This window comes from Paenibacillus alkalitolerans (assembly GCF_016482785.1).
Lineage (GTDB): Bacteria > Bacillota > Bacilli > Paenibacillales > YIM-B00363 > Paenibacillus_AE > Paenibacillus_AE alkalitolerans.
In genome coordinates this window covers 180325-203367 of sequence record NZ_JAEMXM010000003.1, presented here as the reverse complement: position 1 = coordinate 203367, position 23043 = coordinate 180325, and the positions used below count along the sequence as shown (strand labels likewise).

Genomic DNA, 23043 nt, shown 5'->3' with positions numbered 1-23043 from the left:
ATGGGAGGCACAGCGCATGCTGAACCGTAATGCGGAAGCTCTGTTTTGGGTGGGCCGTTACATGGAAAGAGCGGAGAACCATGCGAGATTGATCGATGTCCATTACCATCAGCAGGAAGAACTCGGCGACCTCCTTGCTGCGGGCGGCGCGGACGTTACAGCCAAGTGGGTTCGTATCGTCGATGCGCTTGGCAGCAGAACGGTCTTCGAGCAGCGGTACGAATCTTACAAGGAGAACGATGTCGCATACTACGTAACTCTCGATCCCGACAATGAAAACTCTTTACTTTCCTGCGTTAATCATGCTCGAAGCAATTTGCGGACGCTTCGCGAAAAACTGCCCGCGGAATTATGGGATGTCATGAACGCTTTTTATTTGTGGCTTCGGGATAAGCGGCCGGAAGAACTGCTGCGCGATTCCCCGCACCGGTTTTTTCTGCAGGTGAAAGAATGGGCGGCCTTGTTTCTCGGATCGGCTCAGTCCGTTATGCCGAGGGAGAATGAATGGCACTTTATGGAATGCGGGCGATATTTGGAGCGGGCGGAAAATACGTTACGCATACTGCAATCGAACGTTAGCGTCGTTGCGGAGGACGGACAAGCGAATTCTTATATGTATCTGCAGGCGGTTCTGAAATCGGTCGGCGCTTATCATGCGTTTCGGCGGTATTACGCCGACAGCGTAACCATAGAGTCGATTGCGGAGTTTCTTGTCCTGCACGGGTTGTTCCCGCGATCGGTACAATTTGCGCTGAATCAGCTGGGAGAGCATTTGAAAGGAATCGAGCTTCTGGAAGCTTCATTGAAACCTGCCCACAATAAGGTCATACGGCAAGCCGCCAAGCTGCTCGCGGAATTGTCATGCATGGAACGCGAAGAGCTGCTTCTTGACCGCGAGGGAAATATAATTGCGCATCTGCTTCGCTCCTGTGAAGAACTCGGGATTGCCGTTGCGAACACATTTTTTCGGATCGGGGAAGTCAGCGCATGAAGCTTTGGATTTCGCACGCAACGGAATACCGGTACGGGAGCCCGGTTACGGACAGTGTCAATGAAATTAGATTGACACCATGCACGAATGAAAGACAGTCCTGTTACCATCACGCGATTATGATCGAGCCTAACACTTCCCTATTCAGTTACGAGGATTATTTCGGCAACCGGGTGCATTGTTTCTCCGTAAACTCTCCCCATCAACAGCTGGCGATAAGAACGCAGATGACGGTCGTGACTAAGGCGGCAGACGTTGGCGAAGCGAAAGGAAATCAGCTTCCTGCCGATAAAGCTTGGCGTTGGTTGGAAGGCGAAGAAACGCAGAACCGGTTTGCGGAATATTTGCTCCCCACCTCGTATACGACTCTAACGCCGGAGGTGTTCGGATTTGTGAACGGGGACGGCTCTTCGGACGGCCTTGGCGTCTACGAATGGTTGAAACGGCTGTCCGGACGCATCCGGGAAGAATTCGTTTATGATCCTAGCGCTACCGATGTGCAAACGAAGGTATCCGATATGATAATGAGGAAGCGCGGCGTATGCCAGGATTTCGCCCATCTGATGATCACGGCCGGAAGAAGCCGCGGCATTCCCGTCAGGTATGTAAGCGGCTATCATTTTGTCGGAGATTTGCAGGGCGGCAATGCCGATTTCGAACAGGCTTCGCATGCTTGGGTTGAAGCTTTCGTTCCAGGCGCGGGCTGGGTCGGCTTCGATCCCACGAACGACGAATCGATCGGCGAAAGATACGTGAAATTAGGCCACGGCCGGGATTATAAAGATATCGTGCCGGTCAAAGGCGTATATCGCGGCACAGGCGAGCAGCGGCTATCGGTTGTTGTGGACGTGAGAAAGCTGGAGTAGCGGTATTCTTGCGGGGCTGCTGACAAAAGTCTTTTACGGCGAGTCCCTTGCGCCGTTGCCGCGGGTACGACTTGCAGCCTTATCCCTCCGATCGAAAACGGCATAATCCGAGGGTTAAGGGGTTTTCGAGTACTTATTTGTTCATTGCTCCCGGCGGATGAAATGGATAAGGGATTTTGGAGTACTTATTTTCCCGTATTTGCGGGTGAACAGGTCGATTTCCTGTCATATAAGTACGCCAAAATCCCTTAAGCTGTTATGAAAATGCTTATCCAATCATGAATAAGACCTTCATAATCCCTTATTCAACATTTCACGTGTCCGTCAGTGAGCCACCTGATTATACGTCATAATCCAGATCGAGCCGACGACCACCGTCACGACGATGACGAGTCCAAGTATGAGCGTCAACAAATTGTAACGCGGCTTCTCCTCCTCGCGCAAATGCATGAAGAAGAGGAGCTGCACGGCGAACTGCAGAACGGCCGTGCCGAGTATGACGACAACGGCGGCCGTGCCTTCCAATACGCCGTTCAACACAATGACAAGCGGAATGATCGTGAGTACGATTGAGAGCAAAAATCCTGCGATATAAGATTTCAGCGAACCGTGCGAATGCGATTGCGTTTGCGAATGCCCGCCCGCCATATCACATCACCCCCATCAAATATACGATCGAAAACACGAAGATCCATACGACGTCAAGAAAGTGCCAATACAAGCTGATCACGTTCACCTTGCGCCGAGTTACGGACGTGATGCCGCGGCGGGCGATCTGGATCATGAGCGCCGTCATCCAGACAAGGCCGAGCGAGACGTGAAGACCGTGCGTCCCGACAAGCGTGTAGAAGGCCGACAGGAACGCGCTTGTGCTTATCGTCGCCCCTTCATGCACCATATGCACGAACTCGGTAACCTCGAGAGTTATAAAGGCGGCGCCGAGCAGAGCGGTCACGGCAAGCCAGCCGATCAATCCGCCGCGGCTGCCCCTGTTCATCGAAAGCACCGCCAACCCGCTGGTAAAGCTGCTTGTGAGCAAGATGAACGTCTCCGCGATCACGCCGGGCATCTCGAACAGTTCATGCGGCCCGGGACCGCCGTTCGTGTTGAGCCGCAGCACCGCATACGTCGCAAACAAAGTCGCGAACAAAATACAGTCCGTGATCAGAAATATCCAGAAGCCGAACGTCCGCAGCGATTCTTGGTCATGATGCTCTGCGTGAGATTCGGAATGACCGTGAGCGTCCAAGTGCGCGTGTGCCTGAAGCGATGCCATTATACCGACCCCCTTGCCGCGGCTTCGGTGCGTCTAATTTCCTCCACCGGGATATAATAATCATTGTCGTAGTTGAACGAATGAACCAACATGCAGATGGCGACGCCGGTCAAGCCGGGGATCGCAAGCCACAACCAATTGAAGACGAAGCCGAACCCTGCGAAAAACCAACATGCCGACATGATGAAAGGAATGGCGGAGTTTTTCGGCATATGAATCGGCTCCAACGGCGGCCGCCGCTTCGGCTCTTCGCCCGCAGCCCTGCGCCGCTTCTCCTCCCACCACTCGTCTTGGCTTTCCACCTGCGGCGTCGTCGCGAAATTATACAACGGCGCCGGCGACGGAATGGACCATTCGAGCGTGCGGCCGTCCCACGGATCGCCGGTGGTGTCCCGCTTCATAAACTTAATGCTGTGGGCGATTTGCCATACTTGAAAAATGAATCCGATCCCCATCAAGAATCCGCCGACGGTGGAAACGAGGTTGAGCGGCGCCCAGCCCGTATCCCAGCCGTACGTATTGATCCGCCGCGTCATGCCCATCAGACCGAGAGCATACTGCGGCATGAAACACACATAAAAACCGATGTTCCACAGCCAGAACGCCCATTTGCCAAGCCCTTCGTGCAGCTTGAAGCCGAATATTTTCGGCCACCAGTAATACAATCCAGCGAAGTAACCGAACGCGACGCCGCCGATCAGTACCTGGTGGAAGTGCGCGATCAGGAAGTAGCTGTTATGGAACTGGAAGTCCGCCGGCGCAACCGATAGAAGCACGCCGGTCATGCCGCCGACGATAAAGCAAGGAATGAAGCCGAGCGTCCAAAGCATCGGCGTCTGGAACGAGATGCGCCCACGGAACATCGTAAACAGCCAATTGAATACCTTCACACCGGTCGGTATGGCGATCGCCATCGTCGTCAACGCGAAGAACGCATTCACGTCCGCGCCGGAGCCCATCGTGAAGAAGTGGTGCAGCCATGTAAAGAACGACAGTATGCTGATGGTCATCATCGCGAATACCATCGATTTGTAACCGAACAGCTTCTTCTTTGCAAACGTCGATACAATTTCCGAAAACACACCGAATGCGGGCAAAATGACGATATAAACTTCAGGGTGTCCCCACATCCAAATCAAGTTGATATACATCATCGGATTGCCGCCGCCGTCGAGCGTGAAGAAATGAGCGCCGAAGAACCGGTCCATGAACAGCAGCGCCAGCGTCACCGTCAAGATCGGGAACGCGAAGATGATCGCGATGCAGCTGGAAAGCACCGACCATGTAAACATCGGCATTTTCATCAATTTCATGCCTGGAGCGCGCATCTTCAAAATCGTCACGATAAAGTTGATGCCGGTCATCAAGCTGCCGATCCCGGATATTTGAATGCCCCAAATATAGAAGTTCTGTCCGACGCCGGGGCTGTGCGACAGTCCGGATAACGGCGGATATGCGAGCCACCCCGCATCCGGCGAACCGCCGATAACGAACGACATGTTAAACAGCATCGCTCCCCAGAAAAACAGCCAGAAGCTGAGTGCGTTCAAGAACGGGAAAGCGACGTCGCGCGCGCCGATCTGCAGCGGCACGACGACATTGAACAGACCGAACATGAGCGGCATCGCCATGAACAATATCATAATAACGCCGTGCGTCGTAAAGATTTGGTTATAGTGTTCCGGGGACAAAAACTCCATATTCGGAAGCGCAAGCTGCGTCCGCATCAGGAGCGCGTCGACTCCGCCGCGGAACAGCATCAGAATCGATGCGATGATATACATGATGCCGATTCGTTTATGATCGACCGTGGTGAGCCATTCGCGCCACAGCCAGCCCCACTTCTTGAAATAAGTAAGCACGAAGACGATCGAGATCGTCGCCAGCGCGATGCTGACGTCCGCGCCGTAAATTAACGGATCGCCCGTAACGAAAAATTCCGAGGCGAATTGTTTAATGTTTTCCCACATGCTGTCCCCTCCCTTCCTGCCTATTAATGAGCCGAATGATGACTATGCTGCTCCTCTTGCGTTTGCGGCTGCGGTTCTACGTGTGCGCCGCCGTGATGATGCGAGCCCGAAGGCGCATATTTGGTCACGATTTCGCGAAATAATTGCTCCGGGAAAGCGGAGAACGACTGCTGTTCGGAGACGCCGGGTTCGGCCAACGCCTCGTACCCGTCCTTCGTCAGCTCCGATGAAGTCGCCTTCACTTCCCTCACCCACGCGTCAAACTGTTCTTGCGGCATGGCTTTTACGTCGAACCTCATCTTCGCGTAATGCTCCCCGCTGAAGTTCGCGCCGGATCCGAAATAGTCGCCGGCTTCGTCCGCCTGCAAATACAGCGTCATCGCCATCCCGGACATCGTATAGATCTGGCCGCCGAGCTGCGGAATCCAGAACGAGTTCATCGGCGCGTCCGACGTCAGCTCGAACCGGACCGGGACGTCTTCGGGAATGCTGAGGTAATTAACCGTTGCGATTCCCTGCTCCGGATACATAAACAGCCATTTCCAGTCGAGCGACGTCACCTGTATCGTGATCGGATCTTTCTCCGACACGATCGGTTTGGACGGCTCGAGCGCGTATGTGTATTTGACGGTAACGGCCGCCAGTATGATGATGATTACAACCGGGATACCCCACCATATCGTTTCAAGCTTCGCGCTGTGCTCCCATTCCGGCTTATATGACGCTTTACTGCCGGGCTTATCGCGGTAACGCCACACGATAATCGCAGTTAGAATCAGTACGGGAACGATGACTACAGCGCAAAGCAGCGTAGCGAATACGATCAAATCTCTTTGCGCATCGCCGATCGGTCCTTTCGGGTCGAGCACGACAAACTGTCCGCTGCAACCGGACGTTAAGACAACCGTCAACAGCAATGTGAGCAGTGCGGCTGCGCGGCGCATATAAGGTAATTTCTTCAACGGTCTCATCTCCCCGAGGTCTTTGTACTTCACAAAAACCGCTTCTGACTTAACCATAGCAGAAGTTCGCTTCATCTTCCGTACAGTTAACAAAGAAGTCAATGTAAGTTCGATTTTCCGTAAAATAAAGTTAACCGTTTAGACGATATTCCGGCCAAACAAAAAAAATCCCTTCCAAAATCGATTGATCTTGGAAGGGATTGTGTTTTCGATTGTTTATAACATCAGAAAGTATAAGTTTTAACGAGAAAACATCTTTCTGATGTTGCAAGAAAAACTTCCGCTTAAGGACGTATCCGCTACCTTGAATGTACTTCGATAAAAGTTTTTCTTATTTCCTGTTGTGAGCCAAACGTATGGCCGTACCGATCGTATAGATGAACACGCTGCCCACCATAAACCCGATACCCAGCATCAGCGTCAAATTCTCATCGCTGAAGTGACCTACGTTCCATAAGCTCATCACGATCCCGACACAGAGCGCGATCCAAGCCATCAAGTTCATTACCGCAAACAGCCGTTTCTCTTCGCTTCCGTCGTAATGGTACTGCCCGCCGGTCATCATTTTGCTCATATTCCGCACTCCCTTTGCAAAAACGTCAACTGTTACTCCTATATTACCATAAAACCGGCGGTTTGTTCACTAAATATTCAATTTTTGATCAAAATCCCGACACATTTCTAAATCCAAGCATCCTTGGAGTAACCCCTCAGCTCCCAATAGCCCGTGTGATCGTCTTCGATCAGCTCGATCCGGTTCAACCATTTGACCGATTTGTACGCATACATCTGCGGGACGATGAGACGGACAGGTCCGCCTAGATCGCTTGGAATCGGCTTGCCGTCGTGCATCACGGCAACCATAACATCTTCCATATGCGCTTGCTCCAGCGTTAACGAATCCGTATAAACCCCGTCGCCGGAATAAAGCTTGACTGTCTTTGCGTTCGGCTGCACACCGGCTTGCTCGAGCAGCTCCCGCAGCGGAATCCCTTCCCAAGTATTGTTATATACCGACCAGCCTGTGATGCAGTGAAAATCGCTGACCTGAACCTTCCGCTTCAATTCGACAAATTGCGTCCAATCCCATTGGAGCTTGCGGTCCACCAGCCCGTCGATTGTAAACGACCAGTTTTCATTCGTGAACGCAGGAATTTTAGTAACCGTATATACTCGGAAGTACCCTTTGGCGCCTCCTCCTGCCGGAGGCAAAGATGCCGGCAGCGGTTCGGGAGCGGGAATGAGTTTGTTGGCGTCGTTGCGCACCAGTTCGTCCATCGTCGGGGCGCTCCCGACCGCACCGCCGATGATGCCTCCAAGCCATTTCAGGAACGATGGGCCGAGCGTGACAGCCAGCCCTGCGCCGACCATCCAACGGATGAATGCTCTCCGTGTGTACAGCGGTTGCGCTCCTGCCGCCGGATGAAGCTCCTCTTTTTTTCGAACGTATTCAACGGTCCGGCGGTGCGGCTCTTTCAGCCACTTCGTGCGGGTAACGGCATGATATATGATATAAGGAAGACCGAACCACGTAAGCAAGTCATGAATCAGGAGAGCGGAATTCGACAGCGCCGGTCCCGCAGCTTTGTATTGCCACAAGACGACGCCCGAGACAAACCAGCCCGTCAAAAGCGCCAGCACGACGAGCACATTGAAACGCTGCCAAGGCTTGCCTTTGAGCTGCTTCCAATGCTTTCCCGCGAGGAACAAATAGTATACTACAGGCACTATCGATACGAGCCCGACGGCGATGTGCAGCCATTTGATCCAAACTCTTCCCTCTCCGAGCACTCCCCGCCAAAACCCCGCCAGCAGCACTAATCCGGTCAAAGAAAGAACAACGACGATCCAGCCGTTCCAAGCATGGAGAGACGCGAGCTTTTTGCCGTAATCTTTGCGGATGGCGCCCAGAAGATTTCTCATTGGCAAGCCGCCTCCTTCTACATCTATTCTACTAAAAAAATCCAACTAACAGCTCATTTTTTTCTCGACAAAGCGACTTACATTTCATACCATTAAATATGAGCGATCTTTAATGTTTATGAGGTGGGGAATAATGGGCCGGGTTCGACATTTTTTTGGGCATCGTTTAATTGTTTTCCTGGCTTTTGTCATGCTTGTAAGCTTTTGCGGTATGTACGGCTCGATCTCGACAGCTTCCGTATGGATCGGCGCCATCGTGGGCGGTTCAATTTTCTTGACTCTTGAATATATCGTCCACCGCTTCCTGCTGCATGAGTTTCCCGGTGTTTGGCCTTCCGCTTATGAAGGGCATATTTTGCATCACCGTTATCCCAACGACGCTAAATATTTGTTCGGTCCCGTCCGGTATGACTTGGCCGGTTATGCAATCCTGTTCGGGGTTAGTTATGTTGCCGCGCAAGACGCATATACGGCTTCGGCTGTCGTCTTTGGGGCGAGCGTATGCCAGATGTTTTACCAGTGGCAGCATTACGCCGCGCACAGCCCGGTCAAACCGTTAACTCCTTGGGGGAAATTCATGCGCAAATGGCACCTTCGCCACCATTCAAAGAATCCGGACGGTTGGTATGGGGTTTCGAATCCTTTTCTCGATATGTTGTTCAGAAGCGACTCCGCTTCAAAATCGGAGGAGACTACGTCTAAGTCAGTTCAAGGATGATAGGCGGCTGCGTCAGCATGCTTAGCCATCCCGAATGCAGAGCGTCATCTTTTACCGCTGTACATTTACCTAACCACCCTTCACACGCCATCCGTCGAATGCAGCGGTTCCGACTTCACGTTTCGTATCCTCTTGCGCACACTCTCCCCGTAGCTCATAAGTTGTAAATTTATCCCTAACATATGTTATGATGCGAACATTAGTTTGGCATTGTCTTCCATGCGGAGAGAACCTAGATCCTGTTATTTTTTCACACTTCCTGCATCTCGGCCGCGGCCTTTGCCATTTTCTGAACGTCAGGGATAGTGCCCGCAAGAGTGTTACTATTGGAGGGAAATCACGGTGCTTTATTTGGAACATAGGGATAGGACCTGCAAAGAGGAGTCGAAATAGAGGTCATAGCAAATCGCTCAATCGGTTTATCTGAACCATAGGTATAGTGCTCATAAAGGAGTTCGAAACGGATGTCACGGCGGGATTGATCAACAAAAAAGGCTCTCGAACCATTCACACTTCTACCGTAATGAATGTAATCGACAGCCTTCTTTTTTTCAGTTGAAGCGCAGCATCATAACGCCGTCCGTCTCAAAATCCGGACCCCGTGCAGCGGAATCGTCACTTCCGGGCCGACGGCCTCGCCGGATTCCATATCGGTGTACCGAAGATTATCCAGCGCAATCTTCTGTTCTTTGCCGCTGAAGTTCAGCCAGAACACATAATCGTTCGTTCCGTCCGTGCGCACTTGAGCCGTTACGCCCGCAGGCAGATCCGCGTCCACCGCCCGCTTGATACCCGCTTCCGCGACAAGCCTCTTGTAAAACAAATCATAGAACGGCTCTTTCGCTCTCGTCGTAAGATAGTACGCCTTCCCTCTCCCGAACGAATGAACGGTCAGCGCGGGCCGGCCTGCGTAGAAATCGTCCGCATAAACGGCCAGAGCTTCCGCCCCTTCAAGATGAATCAAGTCGCAAAGCTCATGCGACGCGAACTCGCCGGTTAACCCGAGCGCATTCCCATCCAAGAATACCAAACCGTTCTTGTCATGATCGTGCAGCCCGTCGATCTCTTCTGACCAGATGCCGAGCGTCTTGCGAAGCGGCCCCGGGAAACCAGCGAGATGGCATAAGTCGTTCTCGTCGACAATGCCGGACCAATATGTTGTTACGAACGTTCCGCCTCCGCCGACAAATTGCTCGATCCGCTTCCCCGCCGCCTCATCCACCATGTACATCATGGGCGCGACCAGCAGCTTATATTTCGACAAATCATCATGCCGACCGATAACATCCACCGGAACGCCGAGTTCCCAGAACGCTTTGTAATGCTGCACAACGGTATCCTCGAAATGTACGCCCATGTTGCGCGGCCCTTGCGCGTCTTTCACCGCCCAGCGGTTGTCCCAGTCGAATATGATCGCGACTTGCGCATCCACCGACGTACCCAACACGTCGCGCAACCGTTCCAACGTGTCCCCGACTTCCGTTACGTCCCGAAACACCCGCGTATGCTCATGGCCGGCATGGTCGACGACCGCGCCGTGGAACTTCTCGCTCGAGCCGCGGCTCTTGCGCCATTGAAAATATTGTACCGTATCGGACCCGTGGGCCACGGCGTGTAAAGAAGAAAGCTTGTGCATTCCCGGCCGCTTCAGCTTGCTCACCGCCTGCCAGTTCGTCAAGCTGGGCGTGCTCTCCATCAGCATGAAAGGCTGCCCGCCTTTCAACGAGCGGAACAAATCATGATTGAACGAGAACCATGCCGCCGTCTTCCCCTCGCCTTCACCACCCGCATCATGCCACATCGGATACGCGTCCCAAGACACGACATCCACTACATCGGCGAACCGCCTATAATCAAGCCCATCGAACAAATCCATCATATTCGTCGTAACCGGGAGTTCCGGATTCGCTGCTCTCAGCGGGGCGATTTCGTGGCGGCAGAAGTCGACCGTCTGATCGGTGACGAACCGTCTCCAATCCAAATTCATCGCGTGCACCATCTTCTCGCCGTGCGGAGCCGGGGATTCGATTTGCTCCCAGGACGTATACGTATGGCTCCAGAACGCCGCCCACCAAGCGTGATTCAGCGCGTCCAAAGTGCCGTATTTCCGCTTCAGCCAATCGCGGAACGCGTCCTGGCAGTACGGGCAATGGCATTCTCCGCCGTATTCGTTGGAGATGTGCCAGCCGACAACCGCGGGATGATGCGCGTATCGTTCGGCCAGCTTGCCGTTCATGACCGCCGTCTTCTCGCGGTATACCGGCGATGTATAGCAATGGTTGTGCCTTGCGCCGTGCAAATTGCGGACGCGGTTCGCGCCGACGCGAAGCACCTCCGGATACTTCTCCGACATCCAAGCCGGCCTTGCGCCGCTTGGAGTCGCGAGCCACGCATAAAGCCCGTTCGCCGCAAACCGGTCAAGCGTCCGATCCAGCCAATCGAACGTAAACACGCCTTCTTCCGGCTCGAGCGCCGCCCATGCAAATATGCCGACCGCCATGACGTTCGTCTTGGCCAGCTTCATGAGCCGGATATCTTCCTCCAGCACATCCGGTCTGTGCTGCCATTGATCCGGGTTATAGTCCGCGCCGTGCATAAATACAGGCAGTTTGCCGCTGATCGGCGGATAACGTTTCACTGTCATAGTATGCTGCTCCCCTTTTACTCCTTAAGTGCCTCTAGCGATTTCAGTTTTCGCCCTTCAAAATCAAACAGCGTGAGATTGGACCAGTTATTGGCATGCCCTACCGACCAATCCTCTTTCGCCGGAACCCAACACGGCTCCCACCAATGGAAACCGATCCCTCTCCCTTCCGGCGTCTCTTGAACGACGGCAATAAAATCTCTCAAGTAGTTCGCTTGTCCCTCCACAGTAGCCGGATAGCCCGCATGCAGCTGATCTTCGGCGGCAACGATAAAGCCCAAGCCTTCCTTCGGCTCGATCGTCCAAGGGTAAGCGGTTTCTACTACGATAATATCTTTCCCGTACCGGATTGCCAAGTCCGCCAGATTCATCCGCAAGTCTTCCAGCGTCCCGTGCCACCACGGATAGAAAGAGAGACCGATCGTGTCGAAATCCACACCGAGCCGCTCAAATTGGTCGTAAAACTTCACGCTCGACGCATTGTCTCCGCCCCGGTCGATATGGATCATAATATTAACATCCGGATGCACCGCTTTCGCCGCCTCAATGCCGGACTTCACAAGCGCGGACAATTTCCCCCACTGCCCGTCCGTATCGAATTCGCCGTCCACCTTGCCGTCGTTCCACAGCATGCCGGGAGTAATCTCGTTGCCGATCTGCACCATATCCGGCTGCGCGTCCGCCTCTTTCAACGCGGTCATGACCTGCCCGGTATACTTATAAACCGCATCCTTCAATTCCTCGAAACCGAGATTCTCCCAAGCGCGAGGTTTGTTCTGCTTACCGGGATCGGCCCACATATCCGAATAATGAAAATCGAGCAGGAAATGAAAGCCGTGCGCCTTGATGCGCTTCGCCATCGCGACCGTTCGGTCCAAATTGCAGAACATGCGGGGAGGCTCGTTCCAAATCCGCAGCCGGATCGAGTTCACTCCGTTTCGCTTCATAATTTCCAAGCAGTCGGCCTGCCCACCGCCATCGGAAAACACGGCGCCGCTCGTCTGCTCTATTTCATCGAGGAACGATACGTCCATCCCTTTGAAAAATGCCATCTAAACCCCACTCCCTTCTCCACGCAACAATCACTCTTTCACCGAACCGAGCACCAAGCCTTTGACGAAAAACTTTTGCAAGAACGGATATACGAGCAATATCGGCAGCGCCCCGATGAAAATTTGCGCCGCGTTAATCGTTTTCTGCGAAAGCAGCTCCATCTCCTGCGGATTGATGCTCATCGAGCTCATGTCCTTCGCGATAATTACGGTCTGCAAATACGTAGCCAACGGATAATCCTGCGGCTTGCTCAAATACAGAAGTCCGTCGAACCAAGAGTTCCAATGGAACACCATGCTGAACAGCGCCAGCGTGGCGATTGCCGGCAGCGACACGGGAAGATATATGCTGAACAGCGTCCGCAAGTGGCCGGCGCCGTCAATCAGCGCCGCTTCCTCAAGCTCCTTCGGCACCCCGCGAAAGAAATTCAACAGCAGGATCGTTAACCAGACGTTGACCGCCCCCGGCAGCACCAGCACCCAGAAATTATCGACGAGACCAAGCTCCCGGATGACCGTGTAGAACGGAACAAGGCCTCCGTTAAAAATCATCGTAAATACGAATATCCAAGCGTAAACCGTTCTTCCCTTGAACGCCGACTCTTCTTTAGATAACGGATAAGCGGCGAGAAACGCCAACAGCAGCGTAAGACCCGTACCCAGCACCGTCCGCTTGACCGATACCCATATCGAATTCAAGAAGATCGGGTTCGAGATGGTCTTGTTGTAAGCTTCCAGCGTGAAGTTCACCGGCCATAGCGCGACCAGGTTCGCATCCGCCGCCGATTTGGCGCTTAACGAGACGGCCAGCACGTGGAGCAGCGGAATGATGCAGATCAGCGACAACGCTAACAAAGAGCATGTATTGAACACGGTGAACACACGGTAGGACAATGTCTTGTGATACATCGAATCCCTCTCCTTTCTTTAGAAAATCCGATAGTTCGCCAGCTTGTATGCGAACCTGTACGAGATGACGATCAGTATCATGCCGATCACCGATTTAAAGAGGCCGATCGCCGTACCGAAGCCCATTTCCCCGTTGAGTATCGCGGTACGGTACACGAACGTGTCGATGATGTCGCCTTTCTGGTACACGAGAGGGTTATACAAGTTGAAAATCTGGTCGAAGCCCGCATTCAAAATGTTCCCCAAAGACAAAGTGCCGACGACGACCGCTATCGGAATCATGGACGGAACGGTGATGTGAAGCGTCTGCTTCAACCGGCTCGCGCCGTCCACCTCCGCCGCTTCGTACAACGAAGGGTTCACATTGGCGAGCGCCGCCAAAAATACGATAGCGCCGTATCCGAACTCCTTCCATATATCCGATACGACGACCGTGAACCGGAACCAATCGCCGTCGCCCAAGAAGAAGATCGGCTCGATTCCGAACAGCGACACCAATACCCGGTTGACGAAGCCGCCGTCGGTCGAGAGAATGTTCAACAATATTCCGCCGAGGATGACCCACGAAAGAAAGTGCGGCAAATATACCAGCGTCTGCACGAAGCTTTTGAAAAACCGCTTGCGGACTTCATTCAAGAATATGGCGAACGTGAAGGGAACGATCAGGTTGAACACGATTTTCAATACGGCGATGATCAGCGTGTTCATAATGACCTGAAGGCTGTCTTGCCTTTCAAATAAATATCGGAAATTGTCGAATCCGACCCATTCCGAGCCCGCAATGCCGAACCACGGCTTATAATCTTGAAACGCCATGACGATGCCCGCCATAGGGATATAATTGAACACAACCAAAAACAATAGGGAAGGCAATATCATAAGGTGGAAAGGCCAATTTCTACGCAACTGTCTCATTCGCTGTTCCCCCTGTAGTAGCAGGAGCGGCCTGACGTACAGGCCGCTCCCATCGGATCATCATTTCAAATTCGCGTACCATTCATTCGCTTCATTCGTAATTTGCTCGCCGCCGGACGATTTCCACGTCTGAACGAACTGATCGAATGCATCCGCGTTCTTTTGGCCGTAAATGATTTCATTGAACGTCTGGTTTTCCAGCTTGTTCAAGTAATCCATCTTCGACTTCATCGTCTCCGTAGGCGGACCGGTGAACAAGTTTTTCATCGAAATATCGTCTTGTTCAAGCACGACCTTCGCCGCGGCCGGAGTTTCCGGACCGTAGTTATTTTTCACTTCTTTCTCCAGCTTCGTTACCGGCTCTTTGCCGTCGGCCAAATTCATCAGCGCTTTCATCTGCGCATCGGGAATACGTGCGCCGTCGCGGATCAACAAGTAGCGCACCGCATTGACGGAACCGCCGGGAACGTTGTCGCCGTATACCGGTTTGCCGTCCGCGTCGAGATCGTAATCGTATCCCTTGAACAACCCGAGATCGAACGGGCCGCCCGGCTGCGGATCCGCCATATTCTCAAACAAGTAGTTTTGGTACGTAAACAGCGCTTCCGGATTTTTCATGTTTTTGTTGATCAACGTGACGCCATTGGTGAAATGCGTTCCGTGGCGTCCCGCTTTTCCGTCCGGACCCGCCGGAATGGCGTACGGCTTCCATACCGCATGCTCAACATTCTTCGCCGTGTCCTGCAGCGGCCAGCCGCTCATCCAGTACGGACCGGGGATAATGCCCGCCGTGCCGGCGACCGCCGGTTCGGCCGTCTTGTTCGCGTCCCAAAGCGCCGCCTCTTGCGGGATGTACCCTTTGCCGTGCCACTCGTTCAATTTCTGCAAACCTTGCTTCATGCCCGGATTGATCGAGCCGTATTCCAATTTGCCGTCGGCGCCCAAGTTCCATTGGTTCGGAATGGTGCCGAACGCGCCGAACACCCAAGACGGATCGCCCATCCAAGTATTCATCGTGTCCTTAAAGCCGATGCTCAGCGGAACGACTTTGTCCGGAGCCAATCCGTCCGGATTTTTGTTTTTGAACGCGTCCATCAACGCTTCCAGCTCGTCAAGCGTCTTCGGCGCCTGCATTCCGAGCTTGTCCAGCCAGTCCTGGCGGATCCACAACAAGTAGTCGTGGTTGTAAGCGTAATCCAATACCGGAATACCCATCTTCTTTCCGTCGCGGATGTACGGATTCCATACGTTCGGATCCAAGTCCATCGCCGCTTTCCACTTGTCCGACGCGTACTTGTCGAACAACGGGCCGACTTCCATAAAGAGGCCCGAGTCGATCAAGTCTTGCGCCAGCTGCGCGTCGCCGATCGTGACGACATCCGGCATCTCTTGCACCGACGACATCGACAGCCTCATCTTCGTCGCGAACGCGCCGTTCGTGTCGGTTACGGACCACAGCGACTTGATATTGATGCCGAACGTGTCCGATGCCCACTTGGTCGCTACGTTGTTTTCAATCGTTTCGCCGTTCTTGAATTTCAGCGCCGGGTCGATGCCCCAAACCGTCGTAATCGTAACCGGCGGGTCGTATTTCTCTTTTAATTCGCCGCCTGCCGTTTCCGTTTCCGTCTCCGTTCCCGCTTGCGTCTCCCCCGAAGGAGCTTCGCCGCCGGATTCGGCCGTCTTGCCGGAGCACGCGGCAAGCACGGTCAACACCATAATCATACTGAGCGCGAGCAGCAGTCCTTTTCTAGTCAAGGCTTTCAAATCGTATTACCCCCCGCCAATAATTTGTCTACGTGCTCATTATAGGACGAATGGGACCGGCGGCCTATGACATTAATCGAACATTTCTGCACCTTTCGCAATCACTTAGTTGTCCCGGAATTCGTTAGGAGTGAGCCCGTAATGCTTTTTGAACATTTTGCTAAAATATTGAGGATTTTGGTATCCGAGCTCGGAGGTGATCTCGTAAATTTTTTTGTTGGTGTTTTTCAGCAAGTATAAAGCTCTTTCCATTCGGATCCGAATGATATAATCGCCCAGGCTTTCCCCGGTTGCCGCTTTATAAATTTTAGACAAGTACACGGGGTGCAGGTATACGCGGTCGGCAATCGTCTTGACGGATGTTTCGTGACCAAGATCGTTGGAAACGATCTCTTGCACCTGCTTGATAATATAGCTTCTCGTATGCTCGTCGTTGGCGGACAGCTCGGTTTTCAGCTTGTCCAACATGCTAAGGGCCCAGTTCCTTAATGAATCCGGCGAACGGATGATGCTCCGGTCCATAAGAAAGTCCATCCCGGCATGGTCGATTTCATGGATGAAATGGCCCTGCTTGTGAGCGATATACATGAACGCGTTGGTGACCGACAGCAGCACTTCATATAAATGTTCTCTCGAATATGCCGTTTGCTCCATATCGGACAATACATCGTTGATTTTTTGCCGGGCTGCCTCCCATTGTTTCGATTCCAACAGATGGATGAGCGTCGGAGGCTTGTATAAGCTTTCAATCGATTTCACCGGAACCACCGCTTCGTCCCCAAACATGTTTCCAAACATGGAACTCAAACCGGACCTGTATGCCGAGGGGAGCTCGTCCGGAAACTGAAACCAATTTGTAATAATGACGGAAATATCGCCTTTCAAATAGTTGCCGACATGCTTTTGCAGCTCGCGGACATTCTCCTGCAGCTTCTCTTTCCGCACGCGCTCCTGGATGAACTGATCTTTGGCCTGCGCGATCAACACGAGACAGTCGTGGGGAGCTTTGCTGTGCCACACATGAAAATCGTCCGTAAACACCTCTTCCGCGATATTACCGACAGCGAACTCCATCAAAGAAACCGAGTGGTGATCCATGGCGGCGAAATGCTTGCCGTGCAGGATCAGCATCATCACCGCTTCTTCTTCCATTTTTAAAGGAATTTCATACTGATTCAGCTTATCCTTTATGGTCTTGGAGGATAGCCGGCGGCCGAGAAGAAGTTCGTTCAACAAGTTGGCGCGCAGCACGGTGAAATCGGATTTGCGGCTATAAAGCAATTGATGGTATTTGTCCGATTCGCTCCACTCATCCTTCAACGATTCGATCGCGTTCGACACGCAGCCGATAAATTCGTCGTCGTTCACAGGCTTCAATATATAGTCGAACGCTTGCAATTGGATCGCCTTCTTGGCGTAATCGAAATCCGAATGTCCGGTAAGCAAAATGCAGCGAATATGCGGCCAACGCTGTCCGATCGTCTCGATCAGCTTCAAACCGTCCATTACAGGCATCCTTATATCGGTTACGACAATGTCGACGGACTGCTCTTCCAATATTAGTAAAGCATCGGCAGCCGAGCTTGCTTGGTATACCTTGTGAATATCCATCTGCTCCCAAGGAATCGTTCGGGCCAAGCTTTCCGTGACATAAGTTTCATCGTCCACCAGCAATATTTCGATCAAGCTCATCCCTCCTAGCTTCGGTGTTGCCTTTGCGGACAACCTTCGGTTGCCTCCTGACTAACCGGCATCAGCCGCATCTCTGGGCCATCGCAAAACCGCCTTCACTCCGCCCAACGCCGACGTTGTCAATGTAATGCCCGCTCCTTCGCCGAAACGAAGCTGCATTCGTTGATGCACATTCCAAAGTCCGCAGCCCATTTGTTCATCCATAGGCTGCTCCAGCTTTTGCTGCAAAGACAGCAATTGATCTTCGTTCATGCCTTTGCCGTTATCTTCGACGATCAGCCTGGCCTCGCCGTCGTCCCATTCGCCCGTAATCGCAACCCGGCCGGATTCGGCATGAGATTCAATCCCGTGTATGACGGCGTTCTCCACCAGAGGCTGTATCATTAACGGCGGAATCGGCAGCTTTCTCATCTGGAAAGGCAGCTCGATCGAATAATGCAGCCGGTTCATGCGCATCTTCTGAATTTCCAGGTAACTGGTTACGAAGTCGAGTTCCTCCGATAAGTGCACCAAATCCCGTTCTTGCCGGGTCGTGTACCTGTAATACTTCGACAAATTTTCGGACATGGCGATAACAGCTTGATGATTTTGCAGCTTGGCCATGCTTGAAACGAACGAGAAACAATTGTAGAAAAAATGCGGATTGATTTGCGACTGCAGCTGCTTCAACTTCGCTTCCCGCACGTGGATTTTCTCCATGTACACCTTTTCGAACAGCTCTTGAATTTGCGCCACCATCGAGTTAAATCTGGCAAAAACAAAGCTGAATTCGCTGCTTCCCTTAGGAACGAGCCGGACCGAATAATCCGCGTTCTTCAGCTTTTGGAAGGCGACGACCATTTTCTTTATCGGCACCTGTACTTGCGCGTATAACAAATATGCGGCCAAACTGCTCATCAACAGCAAGCATGCAACGGAAGTATAGAACAGGCGGTTCGATTTTTCGATCGGCAGAACGATATCGGATAACGGCATGTAATCGATTAAATACCAGCCGGTACGGTTGGATTGGACGATATTGACCAAATATTTCTCCGCGCCGATCTCCACCGTCCGGTTCTCAATGTTCTGCAGCTCTTGTTCTTCCAATTTCTGGATCAATTGACCGGCGAGCGTCCGGTCAGCCGTTCGGTTATAGATAACGCCGGTTTCTTTCTTATAGTACAAAGGATCCCTGCGTCCGTCGCTCTTAAATTTATCGAGCATTTTCGTTATATTGACGCTGTCGAATTGTACTTCAATGACCAAGTTCGCTTTCTCTGGAGTGTTGAACGAGGAGTACGGGGTCACGGTAAACCAGGAAAACAGAAACCATTCCGGATCGCCGCCCGTCTTCTTCACCTGCCAGCCTTGTTCGAGCTCCTGCTTTAAATCGGTGTCGTCATACGTCTTCACATCGTTTACGGATACGACTCTTTGTAATTTGGGAGAATAAATATATACCTTGCTGTTCCAGTCGGACGAGCTCTCTTGAATCCTGATTTTGGTCTGGATCCGCTTAATAAGCTCGATCTTGTCCAAGTCCATATATTCGCTGTACTCGAATATATTCTTGAAACTCGATATGTCGGGATCTTGAATGAGCAAATTCGTCCACATCGCCAACAGGTCGATATCCGTATTAACTTGGTCCTGGAAGAAGATCAGTTGATTTATGTTCGATTTGTTGAGCTCGTCCCTCAGCACATCGGTGCCGGTTTTATTCGAATAAAAATAGAGGCCCACAATCGGCACGAGCATGATGACGATCAGTATAAGAATTTTCGTGAACAAATTGTTTCTTGGCATCATGGCATCCACGCCTTGTCGGAAAATGTCGATAACACCTCCATTGTAGGATATTAGCGACAAGTTAAGAAACTAGTTTTTCATGGCAATGAAACGGACCCCCGGTTCTTCATTTATGAACGGGGATCCGCCGCTTCGACTTTTTAGTTTCCTTTGCCGGGGTTGGTCGTCACGGAGACGGCGCCGCTGCGCTCCGACTCGCCGCCCGCATTCACGGCTGAGACGCGGTAATAATACACCCTGCCCGCGTTCAATCTTGAATCATGGAAAGAGGCTTCGGTTAGCGCCGATTCATTGACCCGAACATACTCTTCGTTCTTCGAGTCGGCCCGATAGACGTTGTATCCCGTTGCGCCTTCGACCTGCGTCCATTGAAGATCGATCGCCGCTCTCCCGCTCGGTTCCGCCGTCAATTGTTCGGGCGCGGCCGGCGGAGCAGGCCTGAATACGTCGAGTGACGGCAGCGCATTGCCTTGGAAGTCGAACATCGCTTGATTTTCCCATGCATTCCCTTCGCCCGATTTCCAACCGGCGCCTTCCACAGGAATCCATGCAGGCTCCCAGTAGAATATGCCCGCTCCCTTCCCTTCCGGGACTTGCAGCACGGCGTTCATCACCGCTTTCACCGCCGCCGCCTGACCTTGCACCGTTGCCGGAAAGCCGCCCGTCTCGATTTGGCTCGGAAGCCCGATAATGTTTCCATGGTTGTCACCGTTGTCAAGCGTATGCGGATAAGCGGTTTCGGCGACCACCACTTGTTTGTCATACCTGACGGAGATGTCGTTCATATTATATTGAAGCTCGTCGAGCGTACCGTGCCAGTACGGATAGTATGACAATCCGATCACGTCGTATTCCAGATGCCGCTTCGTCAATTCGTCAAAGAACCAACGGAACGTGCCGTTTTTGCCTCCTTCGGCCAGATGAATCATAATCTTCACGTCTTCGTCCGGATCGAGACTGTCTTTCACGCCTTGAACGCCGCTGTCGAGCAGTGGCACCAATTTGTCGAAGGCGTTGTCCTGACCCCAGGATTTGCCGTCCGGCCAAAGTATGCCGCTGTTGATTTCGTTGCCGATCTGAACCATATCGGGAAGCGCCCGCTCCTGCTTCAGTTCGGTTATCACTTCCTTCGTATAGTCGTACACCGCTTGCTTTAGTTCATCATACGTAAGATTCGCCCATGCTTCCGGCTTCGTCTGCTTGCCCGGATCGGCCCAGAAATCCGAATAGTGGAAATCGAGCAGCAGCTTGAAGCCCTTCGCTTTCACCCGCTTCGCAAGTTCGATCACATGCGCTTTATCGTTGTAGCCGTCCGCCTCCCGCGGGTCGTTCCACAATCGGAGGCGTATGTAGTTCACGCCGCGGTCTTTCAAAATATCGAGCAGATCTCTTTCCACGCCGTTATCGTAAAATTTGCCGCCGTGATCTTCGACTGCTTGAAGCGTCGATATGTCCGCACCTCTGATGAATGTCGCCGGAATCGCCGGATTGGCAGCTTGAACCTCCGCGGCGGGGTGATAGGAAATCTGCGATAATAGAACGATGAATACCGCCAATACGCTTATTACTTTCCTCAAACCGTATTCCCCCTCTGTGTAATCGCTCCCCTCCATTGTAAGCGTTTAGATTTCCGGGCTATATGTTATGAATGAAACATTTCAGCAGTTTTGATAACCTGTTCATGCGGTTCGATGTGCGCTGCACTGTGGTTCAATTCTCGTTTCAGTTTTGTCGCCTTTCCCGACTGTTAATCATACTTAACCCGACTAATTATACGGATTCGCTGACTAATGGACGATTTTGGCGTACAGATTGCAGAAATAAGCAACTTATTCCGTGGCAAATAGTCAGGAAAGGCGACTCGCGGTTCTGATATGATAAAAAAGAGTCGGACTATTACATATTTCATTCGGGGGATTATTGTGAGTAATATAGATAAAAGAAATCGTTTGGATGAGGAGCCTTTCAGCTATAGAGTCACTAAAGACGGCACAATTTTTCTTGAGAATGAGGGTATGCAAGTGAAAATCTTGAGAGGCAAAGATGCGGAAAAATTTCTGCAGAAGGTTGACTCGGTGGAAAACGCCAAGGAAGTGCAATTGATTTTGGCCAAAGCGACCGGCAATTTTAAACGGGGAAACGAGCGGCAATAAAAATAGCGGAAGTAGAGGGCGCTATATGCGTTATTTCGCAGCTCTCCAAGAAATAAAGGAACTAGGGGACGCTATTGCGGCGAAAATAGGGATCTGGCAGGTGAAATCGCCGAAATAAGAGACTGTAGTTCCTTAATATTTTTAGTGGAGCAGAAAATGCGCAAATAGCACCCTGTACTTCCTTTATTTTCAGTCAGCCGGCTTCCAGCCCTAACTTTTTTGCGACAAATGCCGTCGTGCTTGCCTGGACTAAGATCGTCAACAGTATGGCCATAAACGTCACGGATGAAATCACGTCAGCATACTTAACGCCCGAAGCGGCAATCATCCCGGACAATGCCGCAGGAATAACTCCCGTTTCCCGCACCCAGCACATAAATAACATTTCCCGCCACGTCCACTTGGCTTTTCTGTCGGGCAAGGCCGAAGCAAACACCGTTAACGGGCGCGCAATAAACATAAACACCGCGATTACAGCCAAGCTCGCCCAAAAATATTCGACTATGGCTTGGAAATTCACCTGGCTTCCCAGCAATACGAAGATAAGCATCCGCATGATGGTCGTAATGTTGTCCGAGAAATGCGACGCCTCCCGCTCTTCTTTCACATGCAATCCGAACAGACGAGAGTTTCCGAACATTAATCCCGCCACAAAAGTCGCCATAAACCCGCTGACGTGAAGCACATCTCCCAATAAGTACGATCCCAGTGCCGCAACAATAATTGAGATCGTTGCGTAATCCCTTAAGAAACCGAATTTTTTATGCCCCACCAAGATCGCAGCGGCGGCACCGACAATGATCCCTGTGAAAATGCCGCCGCCCGCAGCAACCATAAAATCACGGATACTTCCTGCAACATTAATGCTGGCCCCTCCCATGATGACAGCCAAAATCGTAAAAGTTAAGATCGAACCGGTCGCATCGTTGAAAGCGGACTCGCTCTCAACTGTCTCTCTTACTTTAGGAACGATTTTTACGTGTTTGAACACGGGAATAAGGGTGGCCGGATCTGTCGACGAGATGACGGCAGCCAATAAAAAGGCATATAGCAGCGGCAAACCTAAGATGTAATATGCCGCAAATCCAACGACCGCCGCTGTAATCAACACACCCGGAACGCTCAGCAGCGCCACCGTCATCCATACTTTCCGCAATCCGCTTAAACGGATATTTCGGCCGCCGTCAAACAAAATCAATGTCGAACCCAGGATCAAAATAAACTGATTCGTAAATGAAGTGCTGGTTTCATGGACCAAATGCAATCCTTGGCCGACGATAATGCCCGCAAGCAAAAAGACGGCAACATCCGGGATCTTCAGCCAACCGGCTATTCGACCGGACGCCATTCCGACTGAGATGATAAATATCAGTAAGAAAAACACATGATGAATAAGGATGCTTTGGTTTTCCAT

At 52.0% G+C, this 23043-nt stretch carries 19 protein-coding genes; 4 read left to right on the top strand and 15 right to left on the bottom strand.

The window, feature by feature from the left end; genetic code table 11:
• The first annotated feature begins 16 nt into the window (after positions 1–16).
• Together JET16_RS07620 and JET16_RS07615 are read left to right on the top strand one after the other, a co-directional pair.
• Positions 17–991 (top strand): alpha-E domain-containing protein, encoded by a 975-nt coding sequence (locus tag JET16_RS07620; RefSeq protein WP_199615212.1) that lies wholly within the window; start codon positions 17–19, stop codon positions 989–991.
• Positions 988–1857: a transglutaminase family protein gene (locus JET16_RS07615; protein ID WP_199615211.1), complete on the top strand. Its 870-nt coding sequence runs from the start codon at positions 988–990 to the stop codon at positions 1855–1857. The genes JET16_RS07620 and JET16_RS07615 overlap by 4 nt, the downstream gene beginning before the upstream one ends.
• A gap of 324 nt (positions 1858–2181) precedes the next feature.
• Here JET16_RS07615 and cyoD read toward each other — a convergent pair whose 3' ends face one another.
• From cyoD to JET16_RS07585, 6 genes are all read right to left on the bottom strand, one after another.
• A complete protein-coding gene (gene cyoD / locus JET16_RS07610; protein WP_199615210.1) occupies positions 2182–2505 on the bottom strand; it encodes a cytochrome o ubiquinol oxidase subunit IV in 324 nt (107 codons plus the stop codon).
• 1 nt (position 2506) lies between these two features.
• Positions 2507–3133, bottom strand: a complete 627-nt coding sequence (gene cyoC / locus JET16_RS07605; RefSeq protein WP_199615209.1) for a cytochrome o ubiquinol oxidase subunit III — start codon at positions 3131–3133, stop codon at positions 2507–2509.
• A complete protein-coding gene (locus JET16_RS07600; RefSeq protein WP_199615208.1) occupies positions 3133–5103 on the bottom strand; it encodes a cbb3-type cytochrome c oxidase subunit I in 1971 nt (656 codons plus the stop codon). Before JET16_RS07600 ends, cyoC begins: the two co-directional genes overlap by 1 nt.
• A 23-nt stretch (positions 5104–5126) precedes the next feature.
• A complete protein-coding gene (gene cyoA / locus JET16_RS07595) occupies positions 5127–6074 on the bottom strand; it encodes a ubiquinol oxidase subunit II (RefSeq protein WP_199615386.1) in 948 nt (315 codons plus the stop codon).
• Between the two features lie 322 nt (positions 6075–6396).
• Positions 6397–6639, bottom strand: coding sequence for a hypothetical protein (locus JET16_RS07590; protein WP_199615207.1), 243 nt, complete (start codon positions 6637–6639; stop codon positions 6397–6399).
• Positions 6640–6746: 107 nt separating this feature from the next.
• Positions 6747–7988, bottom strand: coding sequence for a molybdopterin-dependent oxidoreductase (locus JET16_RS07585; protein ID WP_199615206.1), 1242 nt, complete (start codon positions 7986–7988; stop codon positions 6747–6749).
• Positions 7989–8121: 133 nt separating this feature from the next.
• Here JET16_RS07585 and JET16_RS07580 point away from each other — a divergent pair, with 133 nt between their 5' ends.
• The gene (locus JET16_RS07580; protein ID WP_199615205.1) at positions 8122–8706 is read left to right on the top strand and encodes a sterol desaturase family protein; all 585 of its coding nucleotides are present in this window, start codon (positions 8122–8124) and stop codon (positions 8704–8706) included.
• A gap of 568 nt (positions 8707–9274) precedes the next feature.
• Here the strand turns inward: JET16_RS07580 and JET16_RS07575 are convergent.
• The 8 genes from JET16_RS07575 to JET16_RS07540 all read right to left on the bottom strand — a co-directional run bounded on the left by JET16_RS07575 (position 9275) and on the right by JET16_RS07540 (position 21053).
• Positions 9275–11350, bottom strand: coding sequence for a beta-galactosidase (locus JET16_RS07575; protein ID WP_199615204.1), 2076 nt, complete (start codon positions 11348–11350; stop codon positions 9275–9277).
• A gap of 17 nt (positions 11351–11367) precedes the next feature.
• Positions 11368–12402 carry a glycoside hydrolase family 53 protein gene (locus tag JET16_RS07570; RefSeq protein ID WP_199615203.1) on the bottom strand — a complete coding sequence of 345 codons (1035 nt, stop codon included), beginning with the start codon at positions 12400–12402 and terminating at the stop codon, positions 11368–11370.
• Positions 12403–12432: 30 nt separating this feature from the next.
• A complete protein-coding gene (locus tag JET16_RS07565) occupies positions 12433–13311 on the bottom strand; it encodes a carbohydrate ABC transporter permease (protein ID WP_199615202.1) in 879 nt (292 codons plus the stop codon).
• An 18-nt stretch (positions 13312–13329) separates the two neighbouring features.
• On the bottom strand, positions 13330–14226 hold the full coding sequence (locus tag JET16_RS07560; RefSeq protein WP_199615201.1) for an ABC transporter permease: 897 nt from the start codon (positions 14224–14226) through the stop codon (positions 13330–13332).
• 60 nt (positions 14227–14286) lie between these two features.
• The gene (locus tag JET16_RS07555) at positions 14287–15993 is read right to left on the bottom strand and encodes a type 2 periplasmic-binding domain-containing protein (RefSeq protein WP_199615200.1); all 1707 of its coding nucleotides are present in this window, start codon (positions 15991–15993) and stop codon (positions 14287–14289) included.
• Positions 15994–16098: 105 nt separating this feature from the next.
• On the bottom strand, positions 16099–17679 hold the full coding sequence (locus JET16_RS07550) for a response regulator (RefSeq protein WP_199615385.1): 1581 nt from the start codon (positions 17677–17679) through the stop codon (positions 16099–16101).
• Positions 17680–17736: 57 nt separating this feature from the next.
• Positions 17737–19476: a sensor histidine kinase gene (locus tag JET16_RS07545; RefSeq protein WP_325176632.1), complete on the bottom strand. Its 1740-nt coding sequence runs from the start codon at positions 19474–19476 to the stop codon at positions 17737–17739.
• A 140-nt stretch (positions 19477–19616) separates the two neighbouring features.
• Complete coding sequence (locus JET16_RS07540) at positions 19617–21053, bottom strand: glycosyl hydrolase 53 family protein (protein WP_233531217.1); 1437 nt, start codon at positions 21051–21053, stop codon at positions 19617–19619.
• Positions 21054–21398: 345 nt separating this feature from the next.
• On the opposite strand from JET16_RS07540, the gene JET16_RS07535 reads away from it, so the two are divergent.
• A complete protein-coding gene (locus JET16_RS07535; protein WP_199615198.1) occupies positions 21399–21629 on the top strand; it encodes a hypothetical protein in 231 nt (76 codons plus the stop codon).
• A gap of 193 nt (positions 21630–21822) precedes the next feature.
• Here JET16_RS07535 and JET16_RS07530 read toward each other — a convergent pair whose 3' ends face one another.
• Positions 21823–23043: a cation:proton antiporter gene (locus tag JET16_RS07530; RefSeq protein ID WP_199615197.1), complete on the bottom strand. Its 1221-nt coding sequence runs from the start codon at positions 23041–23043 to the stop codon at positions 21823–21825.